Below are 24,155 nucleotides of genomic sequence, written 5' to 3'. Positions count from 1 at the left end.
CGGCGCCGCGCATATCGGCCGTACCGGTCAGTCGCGGTGCCCGTGCCGTCGCCGCCCGCCCGGGGGCCGGGCGCAGGCGCAACCGGAGGGGCCGTCCGGCCGCGCCGGGGCCCGCTCAGAGCAGGACCGGTGCCAGGCCGGGGTCCTCGAAGCCCTCGTCGTCGAACGGGTAGAGCGGGCGGGCCACCCGGTGGTGGCCCAGGCGCGGCAGGTCCTGGTCCACGCCGCCGGGGGTGAGGGCGAGCAGCCAGTCCGCGGCCAGGTCGTACAGCTCCGGCTCCAGGTAGCCGATCTTCACCACGACGATGTCGTACCCGGCCGGGTCGAGCGTGCCGAAGTCGGCACGGGTGTGGAAGGGCTTGCGCCGCTCGGTGAGGACGGCCGTCACACCGCCCCGGGTGACGGCGGCGGTACGGCCGCCACCGTCGTACGCCGGGTTGCCGCGCGGGGCCCCGGCGCCGGGCGCGTCCGGGTCTTCCAGGGCGGTCACCGTGCCGGTCAGCTCGTACGGCTCGGCGTGCGGTCCGGTACCGGCGCTGACGTGGCCACCGACCTTCAGGGTCACGCGCGCGCCCACCCCGGCGTCGAAGCAGGCGGCCACCGCCGCCGGGTCGGTGATGCCGGGGTGCAGCGCGGTGACCTTGCCGCTCGCCAGCTCCTCGTGCGCGAGCAGCCGGCCCAGCAGGTGGGCGAGGTCGCCCGCGCCGCCCGCGGTGGGATTGTCGCCGGAGTCGCTGATCAGGAAGGGGCGGGCGGTGGACGCGACGGCGCGGGCCACGCAGTCGTCGGCGTCACCGGTGGGGCCGGCGAAGACGAAGTCGCGGCGCATGTCCCAGTACTCCTGGGCCAGGCTCCGGGCCTGCTCCAGCGCCAGGTCCGGGTCGTCGCCGGTCACCACGACCGCGGCCCGGCAGCGCGGCTCGTCGGCCCAGGCGTAACCCACCCAGACCGCCGCGTCCACGATGCCGTCCAGCGCCTCGACCGAAGCGAGCCTGCCGTAGAGGGACTTGGCCGGTTCCAGGCGGGTGCTGGTCTTCTCCCCGGGCAGCAGGACCGGCACCTGCACCCAGGCGCGATGCGGACGGCCCTTGCCGGCGGCCAGCCGCCCGACCAGCTTGCGGGCGGCCCGCTCGCGCGTCTCCCAGGCGTCCTCGTGCGGGGCGAGCCGGTGCGCGGTGAGCAGGTCGAGGCGGTCGGCGAAGCGGCGGGAGACGTTGCCGTGCAGGTCCATGGCGGCGGAGACGAGGACGTCGGGGCCGAGCGCGGCCCGTACGGCGTCGGCGAGGTCCGCCTCGGCGTCGTCCAGGCCGACGACGCTCATGGCGCCGTGGATGTCGAGGACCATGCCGTCCAGCGGCCCGGCTTCCCGTATCCGGGTGACGAGTTCGGACATGATCCGGTCGTACGTCTCGCGCTCGACGGGCCCGCCGGGCAGCGCCACGGCGTGCACCAGGGGCACCCACTCCACCCCGTCCGCGAGGTCAGCGCCCGGCTGTGTCCAGGTGTAGCGGTCCAGCAGCGCGGCACCGCGGGTGACGCGGAAGTCGTCGTACACCGAGCGGTGCGGGCAGAACTGGCTGGACTCGATGGCCATACCGCCGATGGCGATGCGCATGTCGGTGGTGCACCTTCTTCCGTTGGGGATTCGCCGTACGGACGACGGGTGGGGGCCGGCGTACGGACGACGGGCGGGCGTTGGCGTACGGAACGACGGGGGAGCACGTCACGTACGGACGACGGGCAGGGCCGGCAGCCCCCCGTCGGCGGCCAGTTCGCGCAGCGCTGCGTGGCCGGCGCCGAGCAGTCCCGCGTCGGGGCCCCGGCTCGCGGCGACGATGGACAGCTCGCTGGTCGCCATCGGCAGACAGCGCTCGTACAGCATGCCGCGCACCGCCGCCACCAGGGGTTCCGCCGCGGCGAGCGCCCCGCCCAGCACCACGGCCTCCGGGTTGAAGAAGTTCACCACGACGGCCAGCACCGCGCCGATGTGCCGCCCGGCCTGCCGCACCAGAGTCGTCGTGTGCGGTTCGCCGTCCTCGACGAGACGCAGAATGTCGGTGGTGGAGTCCGCCTCGACGCCCCGGCCGCGCAGCGCGGCGGCGATCGCGGCGCCGCTGGCCACGGACTCCAGGCAGCCGATGTTGCCGCAGGAGCAGGGCCGGTCGGCGGCGGCGTCGACCCGTACGTGGCTGATGTCCCCGGCGCAGCCGCGGGCGCCCCGGTAGAGCCGGCCGTGGCTGATCACGCCGGAGCCGATGCCGCGGCCCGCCTTGACCACCACGAGGTGCCGCAGTCCCGGGTGGGCCGCCCGGTACTCGCCCAGGGCCAGCACGTTGGCGTCGTTGTCGACCAGGACGGGCAGGCCGGTCAGCTCGGCGAGCCGGTCGCGCAGCTCGTACAGATGCCAGCCCGGCATCCGGGACGGCGCGATCACCCGGCCCGACGCGGGGTCGACGGGGCCGGGAAAGCCGATGCCGGCACCGCACACGGTGCGCCCGGCCGCGCGCTGCCGGTCGGCCAGCGCGGTCAGCCGCTCGGCGAGCAGGCCGACGGCCGGTTCCGGGCCGGTCGTCAGGTCGAGGGCGCACTCGTCGATGTCGAAGCCGGTGCCGGTCAGGCCCACCGCGCCGGTACGGATGTGGTGGCTGCCCAGGTCGGCGGCGAGCGCCACGGTGCCGCCGTCCGGGACGCGCAGCAGCCGCGGGCGGCGCCCGCCGCGCGAGGCGCCCTCGCCGGACTCCGCCAGCAGCCCGGCGTCGACCAGCTCCTGGACGCGTGCGGAGACGGTGGAGGCGGCGAGTCCCAGCTCCCGTACGAGGTCGGCGCGTGAGCGGGCGGTGCCGGTCGCGACGAGTTCGAGGACGTGCGCGGCGGAGCCGGGCTCGGTGGCGGTCATGGCGGGGCCTCGGTGGCGGTCATGGCGGTGCCCTTCGGCGGTGAACGGCGGTGAACGGCGGTGAACGGCGGTGAACGGCGGTGAACAGGGTACGGCGGCAAGGCTGCGGGCGACTTCCCTTCTTTCTTCGCTCACCGAAGGAAGAAGGGGAACCAAGTGGCCCCCAGTCCACACCACTTGCCGACGTTCCGCCAGACCCTTGACTTCTTTTCGCGGCCGTCCGTACTTTTCTCGCACTCTTCACCGGCCGACCCTTTCCGGAGGCAGCATGGGCCCGCGCAGTACCCGCCGACGCGGGCCCGTGCACACCCTGCTCGGCGCGGTGACCGCGCTGCTGCTCGGGATGGCCACGCTCACCGCGTGCGGCCCGGCGGACGGCGCCGTCACCGAGGTCGGCCCCACCGGCGGCACCCGCGTCGAAGGCGGTACGGCCACCATGGCGCTGCCGCCCGCCGCCACCCCCAACTGGATCTTCCCGATCGGCACGGCCGGCTATCTGGCCTCGTACAACAACGCCGTACAGGGCCTGCTCTACCCACCGCTCTACACCCCCGGGAAGAAGGGCGCCGGGCTGACCATGGACAGCCCGCGCAACCTCGCCGAGCAGCCGCGCTACGGCGACGGCAACACCACCGTCACCGTCACGCTCAAGAAGGGCTACCGCTGGTCCGACGGCACGCCCGTCACCAGCCGCGACGTGCGGTTCTGGTACGACCTGATCAAGCACGACAAGGAGGAGTGGGCGGGCTGGTCGCCGGGTCTGCTGCCCGACAACGTCAAGACGTTCGAGACGCTGGACGATCACACCTTCCGGCTGCGCCTGGACCGCGCGTACAACCCCGTCTGGTTCACCGGCAACCAGCTCAAAGACTTCACCCCGCTGCCCAAACACGCCTGGGACCCGCACGACGAAGCCCCGAAAAAGGTCTTCGCGCGGCTGCTCCGACACGCCAAGCGGCTCTCGGAGTTCGCCACCGACCCGCTCTGGAAGACCGTCAGCGGACCCTGGCGCATCGAGAAGTGGACCACCTCGGGACAGGTCTCCCTGGTCCCCAACAAGCAGTACGGCGGCCCCGACACACCCCACCTCGACCGCGTCGTCCTCAAGCCCTTCACCACCGCCGACTCCGAATTCAACGTGCTGCGCGCCGGCGGTGTCGACTACGGCTACATCCCGCCGTCGGTCATGGAACGGTCGGCGCGCTTCAAGGAGCTGGGCTACCGCATCGACCCGTGGGAAGGCTGGGCGATCACTTACATCGTCCTCAACCTCAACCACCCCACCGCCGGGCCGCTCCTCCGCCAGACCTACCTGCGCCGCGCCCTTCAGCACCTCATCGACCAGAAAGCGATCTCCGACGTCGTCTGGCACGGCAGCGCGACACCCACCCGCGGCCCGGTGCCCGCCGGACAGATGGACCGCGACCCGTTCCCGTACGACCCGAAGAAGGCGGCAGCGCTGCTCGCCGCGCACGGCTGGCAGCGCACCGACGGCAGGCTGCGCTGCGCCCGCCCCGGCACCGGCCCGGACCGGTGCGGCAAGGACATTCCCGGCGGGCAGCCGCTGCGTCTGGAACTGCTCTCCCAGTCCGGCTCCACCGAGACGTCCAACACCATGCAGGAGGTCAAGTCCGCCATGGACAAGGCCGGCATCACCCTGGACATCCGGCAGCAACCGCTGAACACCGTCCTCGGCACCACCGTCCCCTGCGAGCGGACCGAACCGGTGTGCTCCGCCTGGCAGCTCGGCTTCTTCGGCACGCAGGGGAGCTGGTACTTCCCGACCGTGGCCAGCGGCGAGACGCTCTTCGCCACGGGGGCGCCCTCCAACATGGGCAACTGGTCCGACCCCGAGGCCGACCGGCTGATCAAGGCGACCGAGTACTCCGACGACCCCACCGCGCTGCGCGACTACGCCCGCTACACGGCCGGCCAGGTGCCCGTCCTGTGGACACCCAACCCGGCCTACCAGATCTCCGTCATCCGCAACGACCTGCGCGGCATCGACCAGAACCCCACCCTCAGCCTCGCGCCCCAGGACTGGTACTTCGTCAAGAAGGACGGAGCCGGCCGGTGATCCGCTTCCTGGTCACACGCGTCGCGCAGGCCGCCGTCGTCCTGCTGCTGGTCTCCGTCATCGTCTTCGTGCTGCTGCACCTGCTGCCCGGCGGACCGGCCCGCGCCATCCTCGGCGTCAAGGCCACCCCCGAAGCCATCACCCACTTCAACCACCAGCAGGGCTACGACCGTTCGCTGCCGCAGCAGTACGTGATGTACCTGGGGCGGCTGCTCACCGGCGACCTCGGCGAGTCCTACAAGCTCAACCGGACCGTCGCCGCCCTGCTCGGCGAACGCCTCCCGAAGACCGCGCTGCTGGCGGGCCTGTCGATCGCGCTCGCCGCCGTCCTGGCCGTACCGCTCGGCATCCTCCAGGCCGTACGCCGCGGCAAGGCCGCCGACCACCTGCTCACCGGCGCCGCCTTGCTCGCCTACGCCACCCCGGTCTTCTTCCTCGGCCTGGTCCTGGTCCTCCTCTTCAGCCAGCAGCTCCAGATCTTCCCGGCCGAGGCGCCGCAGGCCGACACGGTCGGCGGCCTGCTCGCCGACGCCCCGGCGCTCGTCCTGCCCGTGGTGACCACCGCGCTCGGCACCGTCGCCGCGTTCAGCCGCTACATGCGCTCGGCCGTACTGGACAACCTCGAAGAGGACTACGTACGCACCGCACGCGCCAAGGGCCAGTCGAACGCCCGCGTCATGGCCCGGCACGTGCTGCGCAACGCGCTGATCCCGCTCACCACCCTCCTCGGGCTCTACCTGCCCACCCTCTTCAGCGGCACCCTCGTCGTCGAGTCGATGTTCAACTACCCCGGCATGGGCCTGCTGTTCTGGAACGCCGCCCAGGGCTCGGACTTCCCCGTGCTGCTCGGCGTCACCCTGGTCGTCGGCGTGGCCACCGTGCTCGGCTCCCTGGTCACCGACATCGCCTACGCCGTACTCGATCCCCGCATCAGGAGCGTTACGTGACCGCACCCTCCTTGGGCGCGCCGGCGGGCGGCCCGGCGACCGCGGACGCCACGGGGCCCCGGACGGCGCCCGCTGCCGGCCCCGCCCGCCGTGTCCTCGCCGCCTTCGCCCGCGGCAAACTCGCCGTCACCGGCGCCGCCGTCCTCCTCGGCCTGCTGGCGCTGTGCTACCTCGGCCCACTGCTGTACCCCACCGACCAGACGCACACCGACCTGTCGCGGGCGAGCCTGCCGCCCGGCAGCCCCGGACACCTCCTCGGCACCACCGACCTCGGCCACGACATGCTCGGCAGGCTGATGTACGGCGGGCAGACCTCCCTCGAAGTCGGCCTCGCCGCCGGCCTGCTGGCCACCCTCTTCGGCACCGTGTACGGCGCGGTCGCGGGCTACTTCGGCGGCTGGGCGGACGCGGCCATGATGCGCGTCACCGACGCCGCGCTCGCCATCCCCGCACTGTTCCTGCTGGTCGTGGTCGCCGCCATCGTCACACCCAGCAAACCCGTACTCATCCTGATCATCGCCTCGGTCGCCTGGCTCTCCCCGGCCCGCCTCATCCGCGGCGAGGCGCTCGCCCTGCGCAGCCGCGACTACGTCCACGCCATGCGGCTGATGGGCGGCGGCGGGGGCCGGGCCGTCTTCCGGCACATCCTGCCCGGCGCCGTCGGCACCGTCATCGTCAACGCCACCTTCCAGATCGCCGACGCCATCCTCTACGTCGCCTACCTCTCCTTCCTGGGCCTGTCCATCCCGCCGCCGGCCGCCGACTGGGGCTCCATGCTGTCCGCCGGCATCACCTACACCCAGGTCGGCCACTGGTGGCTGATCTTCCCGCCCGGCCTCGCCATCGTCCTCGTCGTCGCCGCGTTCAACTGCGTCGGGGACGGCCTGCGGGACGCCTTCGACGTGCGCCTCCAGAAGAGCTGAGGAAGGGCCCATGACCGCCGACCCCCTGTCCGCGACCGCCCGCCCGCCGTCCCGGGCCGCCGCGCCGCTGCTCAGCGTCGAGGACCTGCACGTCGAGATCGGCGGCCGCGGCCGCACCGTGCACGCCCTGGACGGCGTGCACCTCGACCTGGCCCCCGGGGAGGCCCTCGGCATCGTGGGCGAATCCGGCTGCGGCAAGACCATGACGGCGCTGTCCGTCCTCGGACTGCTGCCGAAAGGCGGCCGCGTCACCGGGGGGCGCATCCTCTTCCGGGGCGGCGGGAGCGGCGGGAGTGACGGGAGCGGGGACGGCACCACCGATCTGGCCGCCGCGCCCGAACCCGTCCTGCGGGACGTCCGGGGCAACACCGTCGGCATGGTCTTCCAGGACCCGCTGACCTCTCTCAACCCGACCATGACCATCGGCGCCCAGGTCGCCGAACCCCTGCTGCTCCACCGCAAGACGACCCGGCGGGACGCGTGGGCGAAGGCCGAGGAGACCCTGCGGCTGGTCGGGATGCCGCAGCCCGCCGAGCGGATGAAGAACCACCCGCACCAGCTCAGCGGCGGGATGCGGCAGCGCGTCGCGATCGCCATGGCTTTGGTGTGCGAGCCCAGACTGCTGATCGCCGATGAACCGACCACCGCCCTCGACGTCACCACCCAGCACCAGATCCTGGAACTCATCGACGACCTGCGCGCCCGCCTCGGCATGGCCATGATCCTGGTCACCCATGACCTCGGCGTCATCGCCAAGCGGGTGGACCGGGTCGCGGTGATGTACGGCGGCAGGATCGCCGAACGCGCCGGCGCGCACCGCCTCTTCGCCGCCCCGCGGCACCGCTACACCCAGGCCCTGCTCGCCGCCCTCCCCGAACGCGCCACGGGCGAGCGGGCCACGCTCGCCACCATCCCGGGCCTGCCGCCCGCGCTCGTCACCCGCCCCACCGGCTGCCGCTTCGCGCCGCGCTGCGCCTTCGCGACCGACCGGTGCCGTACGGAGGAACCGTCCCTGCCGGGGGACGCGGCACACGCGTACGCGTGCTTCCACCCGGCGGGCGAGACGGCGGAGGAACGGGCGGACGGCCTCGCGCCCGGCACCACGGCGCCCGTGTCCGCCGCCGCGTCCGACAGGGCCGGCACCGCGTCCGATGGGCCTTCTCTCGCTCCCGCCGCCGTGCCCGGCGGGCCTGCCTTCGCTTCCGCTTCCGCACCCCACGGGACCGCCCCCACACCCGACGGGGCTGCCCCCGCCCCACCCGCCGACCGGGAAACCCTCCTCGACCTCACCGGTGTCACCAAGCACTACGCCCTGCGGGCCGGCCCCTTCGCCCGGCGCAAGAGGGCCGGGGAGGTCGGCGCCGTCGTCGGTGTCAGCCTCACCGTCACCCGGGGCGAGACCTTCGGCATCGTCGGTGAGTCCGGCTGCGGCAAGTCCACCCTGGGGCGGCTGGTCGTCGGCCTGGAACCGCCGACCGCCGGCACCATCCGCTTCGCGGGCCGCGACATCGCCACCCTGACCCGCCGCGGACTGCGCGCCCACCGCCGGGACGTGCAGTTGATGTTCCAGGACTCCTACGCCTCCATGGACCCCAGGATGCGCGTCGGCGCCATCCTGCGGGAGCCGCTGGCCATCCAGGGCATCGGCGACCGTGCCGCGCAACAGCGGCGCGTCGCCGCCCTGCTCGACGAGGTGGGCCTGCCGCGCGGCGCCGTGGACCGCCACCCGCACGAGTTCTCCGGCGGCCAGCGCCAGCGCCTCGGACTGGCCCGCGCGCTCGCCCTCGCCCCGTCCCTCGTCGTCGCCGACGAACCGGTCTCCGCGCTCGACGTCTCCGTACAGGCCCAGATCCTCAACCTGATGCGCGACCTGCAACGCGACAAGGGGCTGACGTACCTCTTCATCTCCCACGACCTGGCGGTGGTACGGCACCTCGCGGACACCGTCGGCGTCATGTACCTGGGCGAACTCGTGGAGACCGGGCCGGCCCGGGACGTCTTCGAACGCCCCCTGCACCCGTACACCCGGGGCCTCCTCGCCACCGTCAACGCGCCCGACCCGGCGGCCCCCGCCGCCGGCGCCCCGCTCACCGGCGAGACGCCCTCGGCCGTCGCCCCGCCGTCCGGCTGCCGCTTCCGCACCCGCTGCCCGGCGGCCCGCGCGCGCTGCGCGGAGCGTGCGCCCGAACCCACCGCGCCGGCCGGCCCCGGGCACCGGGTGGCCTGCCACTTCCCCCTCGTGGCAGCCCCCGGCCAGGCCCGGTCACCGGCGGGTGACGGCCGGGACACGGGCTCTCAGTAGCGGGTGAGGGCCGTACGGCCGGAATCCGTGCCGATCGCGATGTGCGGACGGGCGGCGGGCCGCACCCAGGACACGATGCGGCCCATCGCACGGGCCGGTACGGACACACAGCCCGCCGTCGCTCCCCGGCCGTTGACGTGCAGGAAGATGCCCGCGCCACGGCCCCGTACCGGGCGGTGGTAGTTGAAGCCGATGACGAGCGCCCGGCTGTACTGCACCGGATAGTCGGCGAGCCGTTCGGCCTCCTTCGCCGCGCAGTCCCGCGGGCGCGGCTCCACCCAGCGGTTGTAGGCGGACGAGCCGTTGTCCTGGCACCACCAGGAGGTGTCCCGTACCGGCCGGTACGGGACCTCCGTGCCGGGCGGGGCCTTGGCGAGGCCGAAGGCGAACGGCAGGTCGTACAGGCCGGTGGGGGTCGTCGCGGTGCCCTGCTCGCGCGAGTCGCCCTCGGCCAGCCCGTTCGCCCCGAAGCGCGCGGGCGCCGTACCCACCCGGTGCCAGCGGCTGCCGTGCCGCTGCCACCAGCTCACCGTGCCGGTCGTGGAGCGCGGATCGGCGGCCCGGGCCGTGATGAGCTGACTGCCGCCGCCGGTGTCGGCCAGCCGGGTGGGCAGCGGCTGCCCGGCCGCCGGGGCAGCGGCGGGGGAGCGGGACGCGGCCGGGGCGGAGGCGGGCAGCGTCAGCGCGAGCGCGGCCGCGCAGGCCACGGTCGCCAGGGTCCTCGCGGAGGTCATGAGCGCAATGTAGAGGGCCGGAGGCGGCGCGGCGCCGAACGAACCGGACAGCCACCCGAAGGAACGCGCCGGGGCGTGAGGCGGACGCGGCCGGCCTGCTCCGGTCGGTCCCGGCCCGGCGCGCCCGGGGTGGTGCCCGGCTGGTGACCGGCCGCGCGCCGGGTGACCGGTACGGCGGCCGGCCCGTGCGGCTCCGACCGGGGCGACCTCGGCCGCAATCCACCGCGCGGCAGTGCGATAGACCGGCGAAACCCGGGTACCGGGGCCGGAGAACCACATGCCGTCCGACCCAGGAGGTCTGCTGTGGAGCGGCAACCGACATCGCACCGTACGCGCGAGCCCGGGCAGGAGAACGAGCCCGTGCCGCCGACGCCCACGCCGTCCCCGGGGCCCGGCGGACCCGAGCCGGGGCCCGGCCCCGCGCCGGGGCCGACCCCCGGGCCGCCGGTGCCCGGGCCGCCCGACCCCACACCGCCGCCGCCCGCGCCGCAGCCGCCGACGCCCAGCCCCGACCCCATACCGCGGCCGCCGGGCCCCGACCCCGTCCCGGAGCCGTCACCGGCCCCCGGGCCGCTCACCTAGCCCGCTCGCCCGACCCGCGGCCGGCCCCGGCCACCGGGCCCGGCCGCCCGGCCCCGCCCCTTCGCCACGCCCGCCCATCACCCCACGGGAGGTGCATCCCCATGGCCATCGCCACGGTCGACCCGGCCACCGGTGAGACGCTGAAGACCTTCGACGCGCTCGACGCGAGCGGGATCGAGGACCGGCTCGCCCGGGCCGCGCGGGCCTTCCGCGACTACCGGACGACGACCTTCGCCGAACGCGGTGAACTGCTGCGCAACGCCGCCGGCCTGCTGGAGGCGGGCCGGGACGGCATCGCCCGCACCATGACCACCGAGATGGGCAAGCCGCTGGCGGCGGCCCGCGCGGAAGCCGCCAAATGCGCGAAGACGATGCGCTGGTACGCCGACCACGCCGAGGAACTCCTCGCCGACGAGAAGCCGGACGCCGGCGACGTCGAGGACGCGGGCGCGAGCCGCGCCTACGTCCGCTACCGGCCCCTGGGCACCGTGCTCGCCGTCATGCCGTGGAACTTCCCCCTCTGGCAGGTGATCCGCTTCGCCGCGCCCGCGCTGATGGCCGGCAACACCTGTCTGCTCAAGCACGCCTCCAACGTGCCGCAGACCGCGCTGTACGTGGAGGACCTGCTGCGCCGGGCCGGCTTCCCCGACGGCTGCTTCCAGACCCTGCTGATCGGTTCCGGCGCCATCGAGGACATCCTGCGCGACCGCCGGGTCGCCGCCGCGACGCTCACCGGCAGCGAGCCGGCCGGCCGCTCGGTGGCGGCCATCGCCGGTGACGAGATCAAGAAGACGGTGCTGGAACTGGGCGGCAGCGACCCGTACATCGTGCTGCCGTCCGCCGACCTCGACGCGGCCGTACGCACCGCCGTCACCGCCCGGGTGCAGAACAACGGGCAGTCCTGCATCGCCGCCAAACGCTTCATCGTGCACACCGACGTCTACGACGAGTTCGCGGTGCGCTTCACCGAGCGGATGGCCGCGCTGACCGTCGGCGACCCGATGGCGGAGACCACCGACGTCGGCCCGCTGGCCAGCGAACAGGGCCGCTCCGATCTGGAAGAACTGGTCGACGACGCGGTACGCCGGGGCGCCGCCGCGCTGTGCGGCGGCAAGCGCCCGGAGAAGCTGACCGCCGGCTGGTTCTACGAGCCGACCGTGCTGGCCGGGATCACCCCCGAGATGCGCATCCACAAGGAGGAGGCGTTCGGACCGGTCGCCACGCTCTACCGGGTCAACGACCTCGACGAGGCCATCGCCACCGCCAACGACACACCGTTCGGCCTCAGCTCCAACGCGTGGACCCGCGACGCGGCCGAACAGGACCGCCTCGTCCGCGACGTCGAAGCCGGCGGCCTCTTCTTCAACGGCATGACCGCCTCCCACCCCGCCCTCCCCTTCGGCGGCGTCAAACGCTCCGGCTACGGCCGCGAACTGGCCGGCCACGGCATCCGCGAATTCTGCAACGCGACCACGGTCTGGCACGGGGCGTAGGCCCCTTCGGGCCCGGCTTCCGCGCAGGCGTGGCGCGCGGCGACGTGGGTGGGGCGTGCGCGGCACCGCGGTCCGTACCGCCGGGGCACTCCGCACGGGGCGCGCCCCGTCGTCACTCCTCGCCCGGCAGGGCGAACTCGCACCAGAGGGCCTTGCCGCTGCCTCGCGGCTCCGCGCCCCAGGAGTCGGAGAGGGCTTCGACCATCATCAGGCCGCGGCCGGAGGTGGCGGTCTCGCCGGGGGTGCGGCGGCGGGGCCAGCGGCTGGAGCGGTCCTCGACCTCCAGCCGGACGCGGCGCCGGGCGCGGCCCCGCGCGCCGCTGGGCAGGAGTTCCACCGTCACCAGGGCCCCGCTGTCCGTGTGGGTCAGCGCGTTGGTGATGAGTTCGGTGGCGGCCACCTCGATGTCGTACGCGATCGAGCCCGCCCGCCACTGGTCCATCGTGCGCCGCAGCATCGCCCGTACCTCCGAGGCGCCGGACGGGTCCGCCTGGTGGACGTGGAGCCGGAAGCGCGGGGTGATGGTGGTGGTTCCGGCGGACGGGGCGCGGTGCAGCAGCACCAGGGCCATGTCGTCGTCGGATCCGGGGCGCGCCCACAGTTGGTCCGAGAGCTGGTCGGCCAGTGCCTCCAGTTCGGCGGGGCCGTTGCGCACCGCCGCGGCGAGTGCGTCGATTCCGGCCGTGATGTCCTGTCCGGGCTGCTCGACGAGGCCGTCGGTGCAGAGCAGGAGGGTGGAGTCGGGTTCCAGGAAGAGCTGGGTCTCGGGGAAGTGGTCCTGGCCGAACGCGGTGGCCAGCCCGAGCGGCAGCCCGCCGCGTACCGGATGCCAGTCGGTGTGGCCGGCCGCGTCCCAGACGAGCGGGCCCAGGTGCCCGGCCCGTGCCACGTGCAGCGCGCCGGATTCCAGGTCGGCCTGGACGTACGTACATGTCGCGAACCGTTCGGTCTCCAGCTCGGCGAGGAAGCGGGAGGCCCGGACGAGTACCGTTTCCGGGGAGTGCCCCTCGGTGGCGTAGGCGCGCAGCGCGATGCGGAGCTGGCCCATGACCGCCGCGGCGTGCGTGTCGTGGCCCTGGACGTCGCCCACGACGAGCCCGGTCCGGCCCTGGGGCAGCGGGATGACGTCGTACCAGTCGCCGCCGATGTCCCGCCCGGTGCTCGCCGCGTGGTAGCGGACGGTGACCTCGCCGCCGGCGATGTCGGGGACCCGGCGCGGCAGCATCGTGGCCTGCAGCCCGGTCGCGAACTCGCGTTCCTGGTCGAAGAGCATGGCCCGCTGGAGGGACTGGGCCACGACGCCGGCCAGCGCCAGGGCGAGGTTGCGGTCCTCCGCCGAGTGCTGCTTGGGCTCGGCGTTGAACAGGCCGAGCGCCGCGATGGCGCGGTCCTGCGCGACCAGCGGCAGGAAGACGGCGCTGCCCGAGGGGATCCGGTCCAGGTACGGGCGCAGCCGCGGGTAGCGGGCCATCAGTTCGCCGCGGGAGGACAGGAACGTGGCGCGGCGGGACAGCGCGGCGTCCGACAGCGGCAGGGTGTCGTCGAGCCGGGAGGCCATCATGTCCTCGGGTGTGGTGCCCGGCAGGCCGGTGATGGCGATGACCTCGAAGCGGTCGTTGTCGACCAGTCCGAGGATCAGCGCGTCGGCGCCGAAGCGCCGGGCGCCGCCCGTCCCGGTCAGGACCCGGGTCACGTCCGCGACCGACAGGGCCCGGGAGAGCGCCGCGGTGGTCTGCTGCACCATCGCGGTCTGCCGCTGGCGGTTCTCCTGGAGGGACCGCAGCAGCACGGAGTCGGCCATCTCCGTGCCGGCTTCCCGGACGAGACCGGCGACCCGGTACGGCCGGCCGTCCGCGTTCCGCAGGATGTGGCCCTGGGTGTGGGTCCACCGGGGCGTGCCGTCGCGGCAGTGGACACGGAAGTACGCGCCGTACGAGGGCGCCCCGTCCTGGACGGCCTGGGAGACGGCCGCGTCCAGCCGGTAGGCCTCCTCGGGCGGCAGCCGGGCGGCGAGCGTCGCGGGCTGCCCGTCGTACTCGTCCGGCCGCAGGTCGAAGACGTCCAGTGCGCACGGGTCCAGTGCCAGCGTGGCGCGGTCCAGGTCCCAGTCGAAGGTGCCGGTCCGGTTGAGGGCGAGCCGTTCGCGCAGGTCGAGGGGGTCGAGCGGGGCCGCCGAGGGGGCGCTGTCCGCCTCGGGGTCCGGTCCGGCGGCCGGGGGCGGTACGCCGCGGCGCGGGTCGTAGCGGCCGGGCGGCGTGGTGTTCCGTCCGGTCATGACCTGCCACGCTCCTGCCCCGGGACGGGAGCGGGATCACGGCTGCCGGACGGGACGGCGGGGCGGGGGCCGGGTGCCGATGGCGCGCCGGTCCCGGCTGCCCGCCAGGCAGTCGGGACCGGCGGCGCCGGGGCCACCACGCCCGCCGCTTCCCTTCGCGGCCCGCCGAAGGGGGACCATCGCAACCGGGAAGCGGCCATGCGCCCACAGTAGGACGGAGGTCCGGACCGCGCACTTTCAGTGGGGTGTGGGGAGTACGCGGACGGGGGCACGCGGAGCGTCGCCACGGCTTCGGCAGGCCGAGCCCGTCCTGCGGGAAGTGCGCTAACGTGCCCCTGCCGGCACCGCCGCCCCCACCGGCCGTGTCGTCCGTGTCCGGTGGGCGAGGCGGGCCTTTTGCGCCGCGATGTCCACCGTGTACGCGTCGATGGTCAGCGCCCCGGCCGAGACCTTCAGGACCATGAAGCCGTGCCGGGAGAAGTCCTGCCAGGCGGCCGGATGGGTGAAGTGGGCCGTGCCGTCGCCCGTCTTGGAGGCGGCGCCGCAGACGAGCTGCCGGGTGCCGCGGGTGCGGTCGGTGGGTTCCAGGATCTGGAGGGTGTGGTCGTGGCCCGACATGATCAGGTCGGCGCGGCCGCACACCACCTCCTCGTACAGCTCCTTGAGATGGACGCCGCTGGTGTAGTTCCCGATCACGAAGCCGTCGTACGCGCCGGCGCTGCCGTGCTTGCCGTTGTTCAGGTACGGGTGGTGGCCCAGGACGACCTTCCAGCGGGCGCGTGAGGTCCGCAGCGCGTCGTCCAGCCAGCGGCGCTGGTCGCGCATGTACGGGCCGTTCCACCAGTAGTGCGGGTCGGTCTGCGCGACGTAGGAGGCGACCGGGTTGGTGTCGAGCGCGAAGAACTCGACGAGCGGCTCGCCCCGGGCGCCGTCCGCCGGGAGAGCGACGCGGTAGTAGCGGCTCGGCATGTACCAGCGGCGGGACGTGGCGGCGTACGCGACCTCGCGGTCACCGCGCGACGGGTCGCCGCCGCTGCCGGGGATCAGCCCCGAGCAGTCATGGTTGCCCAGCACCATCAGCCACGGCACGTCGATTCCCGTGTTGGGCCGCTCGAACTTCTCCTGGAACTCCGAGTCGTCGGCGGACTCGGGGCCGTTCTCGTAGAGGTTGTCGCCGAGGCCGACCGCCAGCCCGGCGTGCTCGGCGCGGCAGATCTCCCGGGCCGCCGCCGCGACCGCGTACTGCTCCGCCTTGCCCGTCCCCGCGTCGCCGGTGACCAGGACGGCGTACTCGCCGGACGGGCCCGGCGCGGAGGGCAGTGGGAAGCGGTCCGCCCGGCCCGCCCGCGCGGCGGCGACGGCGGGCTGCGGCGCCCCGAACGGCAGCGCGGCCAGCGCCGCGCCCGCCACCGCTCCGCCCAGCAGCGTCCGCCGGGGCACCCCGCGGGCCGGGGCCGCGTCCGGCGTGTCGTCCGGTACGGCGGGGTCGGCGAGGCCGGGGCCGGCCGTCCGCGTCCACTGGTCCTCGGTCAGATCCGCCCGCGGCGGGATCAGCTCGTCGTCGCACATGGCTGGTTTCTCTCATGGGCGGCGGGGCAACTGGTGGCGGCGGGATGAACGACCCGTGGATTTATGGGGATGGCGGGGTGGCGGGGCCGCCGCGGGGCCGCGTCAGCGGCTCTCGTTCGCGAGCCGGCGCAGGACCCGCCCGCAGTGGCGCGCGTAGACCCGCTGGAACAGCGGCACGAGCGGGCCCGCCAGCCGCGTGTACCAGCGGCCCGGCCGGCTGAAGGCCGTCATGGTGAACCACACCGCGCCGTCGTCGCGCATCTCGACCACGAACGACTCCTCGCCGCGCTGCGGGTGGCCGGCCAGCGTGCCGTACGCGAAGCCGATGCGCTCGCTGTCGTACTCGCTCCACACCACCCGGCACGGTGCGAGCACCCGGGCCGGTCCGAGGCCCAGGGCGCATTCCACCAGCACGCCGGGCGCGGCTTCGGGGGCCGAGGCCCGGACCCGGACGCCCGCCGCGCGGTGCATCCGGAAGGTGGTGACCGCCTCACCCGCGGCTTCGAGGACGGCCCGGCCGTGCCCGAGGTGGGTTGCCTCGTGCAGATGGCCGTAGCCGGTGGGCAGCGGGTGGCGCCGGGTCGCGCCTTCCTGCGCGTAGTTGAAGGGGGCGGGGGTGGCGGGTGTCATGCCGGGGTGCCTGCTTCCTTGGTGGTGGGTGCGGGGGTGTGGGCGGGTGCGAGGTGGAGGGCGGGCGTACGGGGCGCGGCGGGTGGGCCGTCGAGGCGGCGCCAGGCGAGCAGCGCGCACAGGGCGAAACCGAGCGCGTTGCCCAGGCCGTGGGTGGCCGCCATCCATGCCAGTGTGGGGTGCGGGACGCCGGTTGCCTCGCCGAGCGCCCAGCTCAGGGCGAGCAGCATGGTGGCGACGAGGACGGCGGACGAGACGCCGAGCAGGGCCCGGGCGGTCCGGTCCGGCGTGGCGGTACGGACATCCCGCCAGGTGACCAGGGCGACCAGCCACATGCCGGTGGTCAGGACCACCGCGCCGGCCAGTTCGGCCCAGTCGTCGACGAAGTAGCCCGCCAGGACGAACAGCGTCCCGACGGGCACGCTGAGCGCGGCGAGCGGTCCCGCCCGGCCGGGGCGCGCGGCCCGGCAGACCAGCCCGGCGACCAGGGCGGCGGCGAACCCGGCGAAGTGGAAGTGCGGCACGGTCAGCGACAGGATTTGGAGGTCGAAGCCGAACAGCTCGTGGCCCGAGCGCTCGGCGACCAGGGCGGTCCCGGCGACGGCCGGGGTGACCAGGGCCGTCAGCGCCGCGATCTCACCCGGCGCGAGGCTGCGGGTGCGGGCCAGCCGGCGCGGTGCGTACAGCGCGAGGGCGAGGGTGGCCAGGGCATAGACGGTGGCCGGTGCCGTGGCGGCGAACCCGCGCGGCAGCCACAGTGCCGTCGCGCCCGCCGCTGCCGCCACCGGCCAGCAGCGCCGCAGCCACCGGGTCCCCGGTTCGTCGAGCAGCGCGAGCCCGGTCGGCACCACGACGAACATGCCGAGCGTGACGATGAGATGGACCAGTGCGGTCATGAGTCCCCCAGATCCGGCAGGCAGCCGGTTTGAACGCGTTCAACCCGTCACGCCAGACAGTACGTGACGGGTTGAACGTGTTCAACAAGCCCCTCGGGGAAGAGCGGGCGGCAGTCCACGGAGCCGTCCCCGGGGTCGGGTGTCGCCGTCACCGGGCGCGTCCGCGTACGGCACCGGAGGTGAAGTCCGCCGGGTCAGGGCGCGCGGCCCGGACGCAGCGCACCTCCCGCGCTCTACGGGTCCACCGACCCATGCCGCCCCGCCCCGGAAGCGAACCGCGCCGCGCCCTCCACCGCGTCGGTCAGCACACCCTGCCCGCACCGGAGTTCCGCGGCCATGGCGGCTTCTTCCGGCAGCCCTTCCTGGGCCAGGAGGGAGGCGCGGTCGCTGCGCAGGCACGCCTGCGGGAAGCGGGCGATGGCGGCGGCCAGCTCCTCGGCCTCGGCGCGGGCCCGGCCGGGTGGGACGACGCGGTTGGCCAGGCCCATGCCGAGGGCCTCGGCGGCGCCGACCGGCCGCCCGGTCAGCACCATGTCCAGGGCCCGGCCGGTGCCGACGACGCGGGGTAGCCGTACCGTACCGCCGTCGATCAGCGGTACGCCCCAGCGGCGGCAGAACACCCCGAAGACCGCGTCCTCCTCGGCGATCCGCAGGTCGCACCAGAGGGCCAGTTCCAGGCCGCCCGCCACCGCGTGGCCGCTGACCGCGGCGATCACCGGTTTGTCCAGTCGCATCCGGGTGGGGCCCATCGGCCCGTCGCCGTCCGCCGCGACCCGGTTGCCGCGTTCGGTGCCGACCGCCTTGAGGTCGGCGCCCGCACAGAACGTGCCGCCCTCGCCCCACAGGACCGCCGCGTACGCGTCGCCGTCCGCCGCGAAGGCACGGAAGGCGTCGGCCAGTTGGCGCGCCGTGGAGCCGTCCACGGCGTTGCGCGCCTCGGGCCGGCAGAGGATGACCGTGGTCACCGGGCCGGCGTGCTCGACGCGTACCGTGCGGGCCGGACCGCCGTCCGGGTCCCGGCCGGTCATCCGGCGGTCTCCGGGAGCACGGGCCGGGCCCGGTCGAGGATCGCCGTCAGGTCGGCGGTGGCGGGCAGCGTCCCGAAGGCGTTCCCCCACTCCCCGTCGAGCCGCGAGGCGCAGAACGCGTCCGCCACCGCCGGGTGGCCGTGCCGTACGAGCAGCGCGCCCTGGAAGGCGAGCGCCATCCGTTCGGCCAGCGTCCGGGCGGCGCGCTGGGCCCGCTCCGGATCGTCGAGCGTGCCGAGCATCTTGCGGATGCCCGCGACGGCGGCGTCCAGCCACCGGTCGGCGCCCGCGGACGCGTCCACCTCGGCGAAGTAGGCCTCCAGCGCGGCCGGTTCCTTGGCGAGGGCGCGCAGCACGTCCAGCGCGGCGACGTTGCCCGAGCCCTCCCAGATCGACAGCAGCGGCGCCTCCCGGTAGAGCCGCGGCATCCCCGACTCCTCCACGTACCCGTTGCCGCCCAGGCACTCCAGGGCCTCCGCCGCGTGCGCGCTGCCCCGCTTGCACACCCAGTACTTGCCGACGGCCAGTCCGAGCCGGCGCAGCGCGGCCTCGCCCGCGTCCCCGGTCTGTGCCCGGTCGACGGCGGTCGCCAGCCGCATCGCCAGTGTCGTCGCCGCCTCGGACTCGATCGCCAGGTCCGCCAGCACCGCCCGCATGAGCGGCTGTTCGGACAGCGCGCGGCCGAAGGCGTGGCGGTGCGCGGTGTGGTGCAGCGCCTGCCGCAGCCCGGCGCGCATTCCGGCCGCCGTGCCGATCACGCAGTCCAGCCGTGTCATGTTCACCATCTCGACGATGGTCCGCACGCCGCGCCCGGGTTCGCCGACCGGCCAGGCCACCGCCTCGTCGTACTCGATCTCGGAGGACGCGTTGGAGCGGTTGCCCAGCTTGTCCTTCAGGCGCATCAGCCGCATCCCGTTGCGGGCGCCGTCGGGCAGCACCCGCGGCAGCAGGAAGCAGCTCACCCCCTCGGGCGTCCGCGCCAGCGTCAGGAACACATCGCTCATCGGCGCCGAGGTGAACCACTTGTGACCGGTGAGGCGGTACGTGCCGTCGTCCGCCGGCACCGCCCGGGTCGTGTTGGCCCGGACGTCGGAGCCGCCCTGCTTCTCCGTCATCGACATGCCGGCGATCAGGCCCGCCTTGGACAGCGGGGGCCGCAGTCCGTAGTCGTACGTGCGGGCGGCCAGCAGCGGTTCGTACTGCTCCGCCAGCGCCGGTGCGGAGCGCAGCGCCGGGACGGCGGCGTACGTCATGGAGATCGGGCAGCCGTGCCCCGGCTCGGCCTGCGACCAGACGTAGAACTTGGCCGCGCGCACGAGGTGGGCACCGGGCCGGGCCTCGGCCCACGGGGCGGCGTGCAGCCCGTGCTTCACCGCCACGGCCATCAGCCGGTGCCAGGCGGGGTGGAACTCCACCTCGTCGATCCGGTGGCCGAAGCGGTCGTGGGTGCGCAGCCGGGGCGGCTGCTCCTCGGCCATCCTGGCCTGCTCCTGCACCGCTTCCGTCCCGGCGAGCGCGCCCAGCTCGCACACGTCCGGCGCGCCCCACCCGGCGTCCGCGCGGCGCAGCGCCTCCAGCAGGGCCGGGTCGTCCGCCGTGCTGAACCCGGTCAGCGGCGGCGCCTGATTCACGACTTCATGGGTGACGGTCATACCGTGGACGTTACAGAAGCCCGACAGGCGTGGGAAGAGTGTAATGGGGTGGGGGCGCGTGATCACCCTGGTCGGCCCCGGCGCCCGGCCCGCATAAGGTGGAGTGCCCGGACCGGGCGGGCGGGGGAACGGCCCGCGGCCGCGTCCGACGGGCACAGCGGGCCGGGGTGCGACCGGCCGACGGACTTCGAGGGGACAGCACGTGAGGGAACGGGGCCGGGCCACAGCGGCGCGCGGTGCGGACCACGAGGCGGGAGCCAGGGGCAGTCGGCGGGTGCCGCTGCTCCTGGCGGTGGCGTGCGCCGCCTACCTGATCGACCTGTGCAGCAAGCTGGCCGTGGTCGCGGAACTGGAGCACCGCGCCCCCGTCAAGGTGCTCGGCGACTGGCTGGAGCTGCGGGTGATGCGCAACTCCGGCGCGGCGTTCGGCATCGGCGAGGCGGCCACCATCGTGTTCACGGTCATCGCCGTGGCCGTCGCCGTGGTGATCGTCCGCCTGGCGCGCAGGCTCTACAGCGTCCCCTGGGCGATCGCGCTCGGCCTGCTGCTCGGCGGTGGGCTCGGCAACCTGACCGACCGCCTCTTCCGCACCCCCGGCCACTTCCGGGGCGCGGTGGTCGACTTCCTCCACGTACGCGGCTTCAGCGTCATGAACTTCGCCGACTGCGCGATCGTCTGCGGCGGCGTCCTGATCGTGCTGCTCTCCTTCCTCGGACGGGAGCTGGACAACAAGGACGAGCTGGAGACGGAGGACCGGGCCCGGGCCGAAGACAGGACCGGGGCCGAAGACGAGGCCGGGGCCGAGGGCATGACGGGGGAAGCGGCGGACGGCGAAGGCGTGGTGGCCCCGGCGGACCGTCCCGGTACGGCGCGCGACGGCATACCCCGGTGAGGGCCGCCCGCCCCGCCCGGCAGCAGGCGGCCGTCCCCGGCCCGCCGGGCACCTCCTAGGATTCCGGCCGATGGACCACGACACTTCCGTACGCGACGACACGCGGCACCTCGGACTGCGGCCGCTCACCGCCCGCTCCATCGTGCTCAGCACCCTCCTCGGTCACCACCCGCCCCGCCTCCCGGCACGCGCCCTGGTGCGCGTCGGCGAACTCTTCGGCATCGCCGAGGGCACCGTCCGCGTCGCGCTGTCCCGGATGGTCGCGGCCGGCGACCTCCAGCAGGACGACGGTACGTACGGACTCACCGCGCGGCTGCTGGAACGGCAGGCGCGCCAGGACGAGAGCCGCACGCCCCGCACCCGGCGCTGGGACGGCGGCTGGGAGATCGCCGTGGTCACCGCCGAAGCCCGCCCGGCCGCCGAACGCACCGCGCTGCGCCAGGCCATGGCGGAACTGCGCCTCGCCGCACTGCGCGAAGGCACCTGGCTGCGTCCCGGCAACCTGGAGCGCGCCCGCCCGGCGGTGGCCGCCCGGCAGTGCACCTGGCTGACCGGCGCCCCGGACGGCGACCCGGCGGAGCTGGCGCGCGGGCTGTGGGATCTGGACGGCTGGGCGGCGCGGGCCCGCGCGCTGCTGGCCGCGCTGGCCGGCGCCACGTCACCGGCCGGGCGCTTCACGGTCTCGGCCGCCGTGCTGCGGCACCTCCTCGCGGACCCGCTGCTGCCGGACGCCCTGCTGCCCACGGACTGGCCGGGCGCCGCACTGCGCCGCCGCTACGACTCCTTCGAGGCCGAGCTGCGCGATCTGCTGCGGCAGTACGTGACACCCGGCGGCGCGGCCCGAGGACCGGCGGTCTCCTGAGGCCTCAGCGGCCCTCGAAGAGGAAGTCCAGGAAGAGCGTCGCCGACAGCAGTGCCGCGCTGCCGCCCGCCGTGAGCCCGTTACGGGTCATCCGCGCGTCGAGCCGGACGAACGCCTTGCGCCCGCGCGAGGTGCCGAAACCGCCCGACGACAGCACGTCGCGCGCGTCCATCTGCACCGACAGCAGGCCCTGCGAGCCGCCGCGCTGCAGCAGCGTCGTGTCGTCGACCGTGGACAGCAGCGCGAGCAGCGCGTCCATCCGGGCCGTCACCTCGGAGGCGCCGGCCGCGCGGGACTGGCGCAGCGCGGGCAGGGCCACGCCCAGCACGTTCGGGAAGCCGGAGCGGGCCTGGCCGACGGCGCCGGGCACGCCGTAATACTGCCGGGCCCGGCCGCCGGGCGACCGGCTGGCCGCCGGGGCACCGCCGTCCGGCAGGCGGGCCAGGGTGGCCGCCGCCTCGCAGGTCTCCACGTCGGAACGACAGTTCGTCGCGGCGGCGCCGGCCACCAGCAGCCCCACGGACCACAGCGCGCCCCGCTTGCCGGGCGCGCCCGCCTGGAGGGCGCGCTGCTCACCGGCCCGGCCCAGCCGCCCGAGCTGTTCGCGCAGCCGCCGGTCCAGCGGCCGGCCGATGGCGGCCTCGGCCATGGAGGCGAAGGGGGCGTGCAGCAGCTCGGCGGCGTGCAGCGCGAGCGGGTCAGGCTTCGGGGCCAGCACCGTCTGCGCCGTGCAGGCGGCGACGGCGAGGTCGGCGAGCCGCAGGGGGAGGGGGCGGTCCGGCGAGGGATGCGGAACCGTGTGCAGCACGGGGCGCTCGTACGCCGGCGGCAGGTCGCCGCGCGCGGCCTCCGGTCGCAGCCTCTTCATGAGCGACCGGCCGCGGACCGCGGAACGGACTGAAGAAGTAGGAGTACCCATCGGTTCGCGCTCCCTCCGTGTTACGCAACGCCCTCCCGAACCCTCCCAGAAGAGTACGGCTTCACCCGTACGGCCGACGCTCCGCCCCCTGGTGTGTCCGGTCCGCGCCCGGCGCGCCGCGGGTCACCCGCGCCCCGGTCGGCCTTGGCGCTTCCTCCAACGCCCCTCGCACTTGCCAGGTGCTTTCTCACAGAGTTATTGCAGATGAGAGAGCATTTGCCATACGGTGCCGCACATGCAGTCCTACACGATCGGCCAGGCCGCACGCCTGCTCGGCGTCAGCCCCGACACGGCCCGCCGCTGGGCCGACGCCGGCAAGGTCCCCACCCACCGGGACGCATCCGGCCGCCGGCTGATCGACGGCCGTGACCTGGCCGCGTTCTCCACCGAACTCGCCAAGAACGGCAGCACGGAGGAGGGCACCTCCCACACCTCGGTCCGCAACGCCTTCCCCGGCATCGTCACGGCGATCAAGCTGGGCGACGTGGCGGCGCAGGTGGAGATCCAGGCCGGTCCGCACCGGCTGGTCTCCCTCCTGACCCGGGAAGCGGTGGAGGAACTCGGACTGGAGGTCGGCATGCGGGCCACCGCCCGCGTGAAGTCGACCAATGTCCATATCGACCGCGCCTGACGCGCGGCGTACCCCGCGTCCCCAAGGAGCCGATCCCGATGTCCCGCACCTTCGGCGTCACCCGCCGCCGTGCCGTCGCCGCGGCGCTGACCGTCGCCGTGCTCGCCCCGCTCGCCGCCGCCTGCGGCAGCGGTGACGACGCGTCCGAGGCGGGCGGGAAGACCACGCTCAAGGTCCTCGCCGCCGCGTCCCTGACCAACGTCTTCGCCAAGGCCGCCGACGCGTACCACAAGGAACACCCCGACGTGACGGTCACGTTCTCCTTCGCGGGCTCCCAGCAGCTCGCGGCCCAGGTCAACCAGGACTTCCCGGCCGACGCCCTGGTCACCGCGGACACCAGGACCATGGACGGGCTGCGCGGCAAGACCGGCACGCCGCAGGTCATCGCGAAGAACCGCCTGGTCATCGCCACCGCCGAGGGAAACCCCCGGCACATCACGGGGCTGCGGGACCTGGCCTCCACCAACAAGCTCAAGGTCGTGCTCGCCGCGCCCGCCGTACCCGTCGGCCGCTACAGCAAGAAGGTCCTGGACCGGCAGGACATCACGGTCCAGCCGGTCTCCCAGGAGCAGGACGTACGCGGCGTGCTGAGCAAGGTCGAGCTGGGCGAGGCGGACGCGGGCATCGTCTACGCCACCGACGCGATGACCGCGCCCGACAAGGTGGACGCCGTCCAGGTGCCGGACGAGCAGAACGCCATCGCCGAGTACCCGGCCGCCACGCTCAAGGTCTCGCGGCACGCCGAGGAGTCCGCTGCGTTCGTGAAGTGGCTCGGCGGCGCGCAGGCGCAGCGGATCCTGCGCGACGCGGGCTTCCAGAAGCCGTGACCGGACCACGACCCGGCACC

At 74.5% G+C, this 24,155-nt stretch carries 18 protein-coding genes and 1 pseudogene; 9 read left to right on the top strand and 10 right to left on the bottom strand.

Annotation, left to right across the window (positions count from 1 at the left end):
* Window positions 1–115: 115 nt before the first annotated feature.
* Window positions 116–1,615 carry a M81 family metallopeptidase gene (locus ACH4EB_RS17910; RefSeq protein ID WP_398348468.1) on the bottom strand — a complete coding sequence of 500 codons (1,500 nt, stop codon included), beginning with the start codon at window positions 1,613–1,615 and terminating at the stop codon, window positions 116–118.
* 108 nt (window positions 1,616–1,723) lie between these two features.
* Complete coding sequence (locus ACH4EB_RS17905; RefSeq protein WP_398348467.1) at window positions 1,724–2,896, bottom strand: ROK family protein; 1,173 nt, start codon at window positions 2,894–2,896, stop codon at window positions 1,724–1,726.
* Between the two features lie 268 nt (window positions 2,897–3,164).
* Between ACH4EB_RS17905 and ACH4EB_RS17900 the strand changes: the two genes are divergently transcribed.
* The 4 genes from ACH4EB_RS17900 to ACH4EB_RS17885 are packed head-to-tail and all read left to right on the top strand — an operon-like array spanning window position 3,165 to window position 9,145.
* On the top strand, window positions 3,165–4,973 hold the full coding sequence (locus ACH4EB_RS17900; protein ID WP_398348466.1) for a peptide ABC transporter substrate-binding protein: 1,809 nt from the start codon (window positions 3,165–3,167) through the stop codon (window positions 4,971–4,973).
* On the top strand, window positions 4,970–5,920 hold the full coding sequence (locus ACH4EB_RS17895; RefSeq protein ID WP_398348465.1) for an ABC transporter permease: 951 nt from the start codon (window positions 4,970–4,972) through the stop codon (window positions 5,918–5,920). The genes ACH4EB_RS17900 and ACH4EB_RS17895 overlap by 4 nt, the downstream gene beginning before the upstream one ends.
* Window positions 5,917–6,843 carry an ABC transporter permease gene (locus ACH4EB_RS17890; protein ID WP_398348464.1) on the top strand — a complete coding sequence of 309 codons (927 nt, stop codon included), beginning with the start codon at window positions 5,917–5,919 and terminating at the stop codon, window positions 6,841–6,843. Before ACH4EB_RS17895 ends, ACH4EB_RS17890 begins: the two co-directional genes overlap by 4 nt.
* Window positions 6,844–6,853: 10 nt before the next feature.
* Window positions 6,854–9,145: a dipeptide ABC transporter ATP-binding protein gene (locus ACH4EB_RS17885; protein ID WP_398348463.1), complete on the top strand. Its 2,292-nt coding sequence runs from the start codon at window positions 6,854–6,856 to the stop codon at window positions 9,143–9,145.
* On the opposite strand, the gene ACH4EB_RS17880 is transcribed toward ACH4EB_RS17885, so the two are convergent.
* Window positions 9,139–9,879 (bottom strand): L,D-transpeptidase, encoded by a 741-nt coding sequence (locus ACH4EB_RS17880; RefSeq protein WP_398348462.1) that lies wholly within the window; start codon window positions 9,877–9,879, stop codon window positions 9,139–9,141. The genes ACH4EB_RS17885 and ACH4EB_RS17880 overlap by 7 nt on opposite strands.
* 683 nt (window positions 9,880–10,562) lie before the next feature.
* Here ACH4EB_RS17880 and ACH4EB_RS17875 point away from each other — a divergent pair.
* On the top strand, window positions 10,563–11,954 hold the full coding sequence (locus ACH4EB_RS17875) for an NADP-dependent succinic semialdehyde dehydrogenase (protein ID WP_398348461.1): 1,392 nt from the start codon (window positions 10,563–10,565) through the stop codon (window positions 11,952–11,954).
* Window positions 11,955–12,066: 112 nt separating this feature from the next.
* On the opposite strand, the gene ACH4EB_RS17870 is transcribed toward ACH4EB_RS17875, so the two are convergent.
* The 6 genes from ACH4EB_RS17870 to ACH4EB_RS17845 form a co-directional block, all read right to left on the bottom strand.
* Window positions 12,067–14,229 carry a SpoIIE family protein phosphatase gene (locus tag ACH4EB_RS17870; RefSeq protein ID WP_398348460.1) on the bottom strand — a complete coding sequence of 721 codons (2,163 nt, stop codon included), beginning with the start codon at window positions 14,227–14,229 and terminating at the stop codon, window positions 12,067–12,069.
* 324 nt (window positions 14,230–14,553) lie between these two features.
* Window positions 14,554–15,798, bottom strand: coding sequence for a metallophosphoesterase (locus ACH4EB_RS17865; protein ID WP_398348459.1), 1,245 nt, complete (start codon window positions 15,796–15,798; stop codon window positions 14,554–14,556).
* 102 nt (window positions 15,799–15,900) lie between these two features.
* Window positions 15,901–16,428 carry a DUF1990 family protein gene (locus ACH4EB_RS17860; protein ID WP_398348458.1) on the bottom strand — a complete coding sequence of 176 codons (528 nt, stop codon included), beginning with the start codon at window positions 16,426–16,428 and terminating at the stop codon, window positions 15,901–15,903.
* A complete protein-coding gene (locus ACH4EB_RS17855; protein ID WP_398348457.1) occupies window positions 16,425–17,324 on the bottom strand; it encodes a YndJ family protein in 900 nt (299 codons plus the stop codon). Before ACH4EB_RS17855 ends, ACH4EB_RS17860 begins: the two co-directional genes overlap by 4 nt.
* 233 nt (window positions 17,325–17,557) lie before the next feature.
* Window positions 17,558–18,352 (bottom strand): crotonase/enoyl-CoA hydratase family protein, encoded by a 795-nt coding sequence (locus ACH4EB_RS17850; RefSeq protein WP_398348456.1) that lies wholly within the window; start codon window positions 18,350–18,352, stop codon window positions 17,558–17,560.
* Window positions 18,349–20,004: an acyl-CoA dehydrogenase family protein gene (locus ACH4EB_RS17845; RefSeq protein ID WP_398348455.1), complete on the bottom strand. Its 1,656-nt coding sequence runs from the start codon at window positions 20,002–20,004 to the stop codon at window positions 18,349–18,351. Before ACH4EB_RS17845 ends, ACH4EB_RS17850 begins: the two co-directional genes overlap by 4 nt.
* A gap of 202 nt (window positions 20,005–20,206) precedes the next feature.
* On the opposite strand from ACH4EB_RS17845, the pseudogene lspA reads away from it, so the two are divergent.
* Window positions 20,207–20,740, top strand: a pseudogene (gene lspA / locus ACH4EB_RS17840) (signal peptidase II); the annotation flags it as partial.
* Between the two features lie 226 nt (window positions 20,741–20,966).
* Complete coding sequence (locus tag ACH4EB_RS17835) at window positions 20,967–21,758, top strand: PaaX family transcriptional regulator C-terminal domain-containing protein (protein ID WP_398348454.1); 792 nt, start codon at window positions 20,967–20,969, stop codon at window positions 21,756–21,758.
* 4 nt (window positions 21,759–21,762) lie between these two features.
* Here the strand turns inward: ACH4EB_RS17835 and ACH4EB_RS17830 are convergent, their stop codons facing one another.
* Window positions 21,763–22,626 carry a triphosphoribosyl-dephospho-CoA synthase gene (locus tag ACH4EB_RS17830; RefSeq protein ID WP_398348453.1) on the bottom strand — a complete coding sequence of 288 codons (864 nt, stop codon included), beginning with the start codon at window positions 22,624–22,626 and terminating at the stop codon, window positions 21,763–21,765.
* Between the two features lie 286 nt (window positions 22,627–22,912).
* Between ACH4EB_RS17830 and ACH4EB_RS17825 the strand changes: the two genes are divergently transcribed.
* Both ACH4EB_RS17825 and modA read left to right on the top strand, forming a co-directional pair.
* On the top strand, window positions 22,913–23,308 hold the full coding sequence (locus tag ACH4EB_RS17825) for a molybdopterin-binding protein (RefSeq protein WP_398348452.1): 396 nt from the start codon (window positions 22,913–22,915) through the stop codon (window positions 23,306–23,308).
* A 38-nt stretch (window positions 23,309–23,346) separates the two neighbouring features.
* On the top strand, window positions 23,347–24,135 hold the full coding sequence (modA, locus tag ACH4EB_RS17820) for a molybdate ABC transporter substrate-binding protein (RefSeq protein WP_398348451.1): 789 nt from the start codon (window positions 23,347–23,349) through the stop codon (window positions 24,133–24,135).
* The last annotated feature ends 20 nt before the right edge of the window (window positions 24,136–24,155 follow it).

The sequence above is a fragment of the Streptomyces sp. NPDC018045 genome (genome assembly GCF_044327445.1).
In the GTDB taxonomy this organism is placed as follows: Bacteria; Actinomycetota; Actinomycetes; order Streptomycetales; family Streptomycetaceae; genus Streptomyces.
This window is presented reverse-complemented; position numbering and strand designations above follow the sequence as displayed.

Bases quoted from the DNA above. Each gene is read 5' to 3' on its own strand.
- ACH4EB_RS17885 (WP_398348463.1), top strand. From the start codon at position 6,854: ATGACCGCCGACCCCCTGTCCGCGACCGCCCGCCCGCCGTCCCGGGCC.
- ACH4EB_RS17900 (WP_398348466.1), top strand. From the start codon at position 3,165: ATGGGCCCGCGCAGTACCCGCCGACGCGGGCCCGTGCACACCCTGCTC.
- modA (WP_398348451.1), top strand. From the start codon at position 23,347: ATGTCCCGCACCTTCGGCGTCACCCGCCGCCGTGCCGTCGCCGCGGCG.
- ACH4EB_RS17880 (WP_398348462.1), bottom strand. From the start codon at position 9,879: ATGACCTCCGCGAGGACCCTGGCGACCGTGGCCTGCGCGGCCGCGCTC.
- ACH4EB_RS17870 (WP_398348460.1), bottom strand. From the start codon at position 14,229: ATGACCGGACGGAACACCACGCCGCCCGGCCGCTACGACCCGCGCCGC.
- ACH4EB_RS17850 (WP_398348456.1), bottom strand. From the start codon at position 18,352: ATGACCGGCCGGGACCCGGACGGCGGTCCGGCCCGCACGGTACGCGTC.
- ACH4EB_RS17910 (WP_398348468.1), bottom strand. From the start codon at position 1,615: ATGCGCATCGCCATCGGCGGTATGGCCATCGAGTCCAGCCAGTTCTGC.
- ACH4EB_RS17825 (WP_398348452.1), top strand. From the start codon at position 22,913: ATGCAGTCCTACACGATCGGCCAGGCCGCACGCCTGCTCGGCGTCAGC.
- ACH4EB_RS17845 (WP_398348455.1), bottom strand. From the start codon at position 20,004: ATGACCGTCACCCATGAAGTCGTGAATCAGGCGCCGCCGCTGACCGGG.
- ACH4EB_RS17855 (WP_398348457.1), bottom strand. From the start codon at position 17,324: ATGACCGCACTGGTCCATCTCATCGTCACGCTCGGCATGTTCGTCGTG.
- ACH4EB_RS17835 (WP_398348454.1), top strand. From the start codon at position 20,967: ATGGACCACGACACTTCCGTACGCGACGACACGCGGCACCTCGGACTG.
- ACH4EB_RS17860 (WP_398348458.1), bottom strand. From the start codon at position 16,428: ATGACACCCGCCACCCCCGCCCCCTTCAACTACGCGCAGGAAGGCGCG.
- ACH4EB_RS17875 (WP_398348461.1), top strand. From the start codon at position 10,563: ATGGCCATCGCCACGGTCGACCCGGCCACCGGTGAGACGCTGAAGACC.
- ACH4EB_RS17865 (WP_398348459.1), bottom strand. From the start codon at position 15,798: ATGTGCGACGACGAGCTGATCCCGCCGCGGGCGGATCTGACCGAGGAC.
- ACH4EB_RS17905 (WP_398348467.1), bottom strand. From the start codon at position 2,896: ATGACCGCCACCGAGCCCGGCTCCGCCGCGCACGTCCTCGAACTCGTC.
- ACH4EB_RS17830 (WP_398348453.1), bottom strand. From the start codon at position 22,626: ATGAAGAGGCTGCGACCGGAGGCCGCGCGCGGCGACCTGCCGCCGGCG.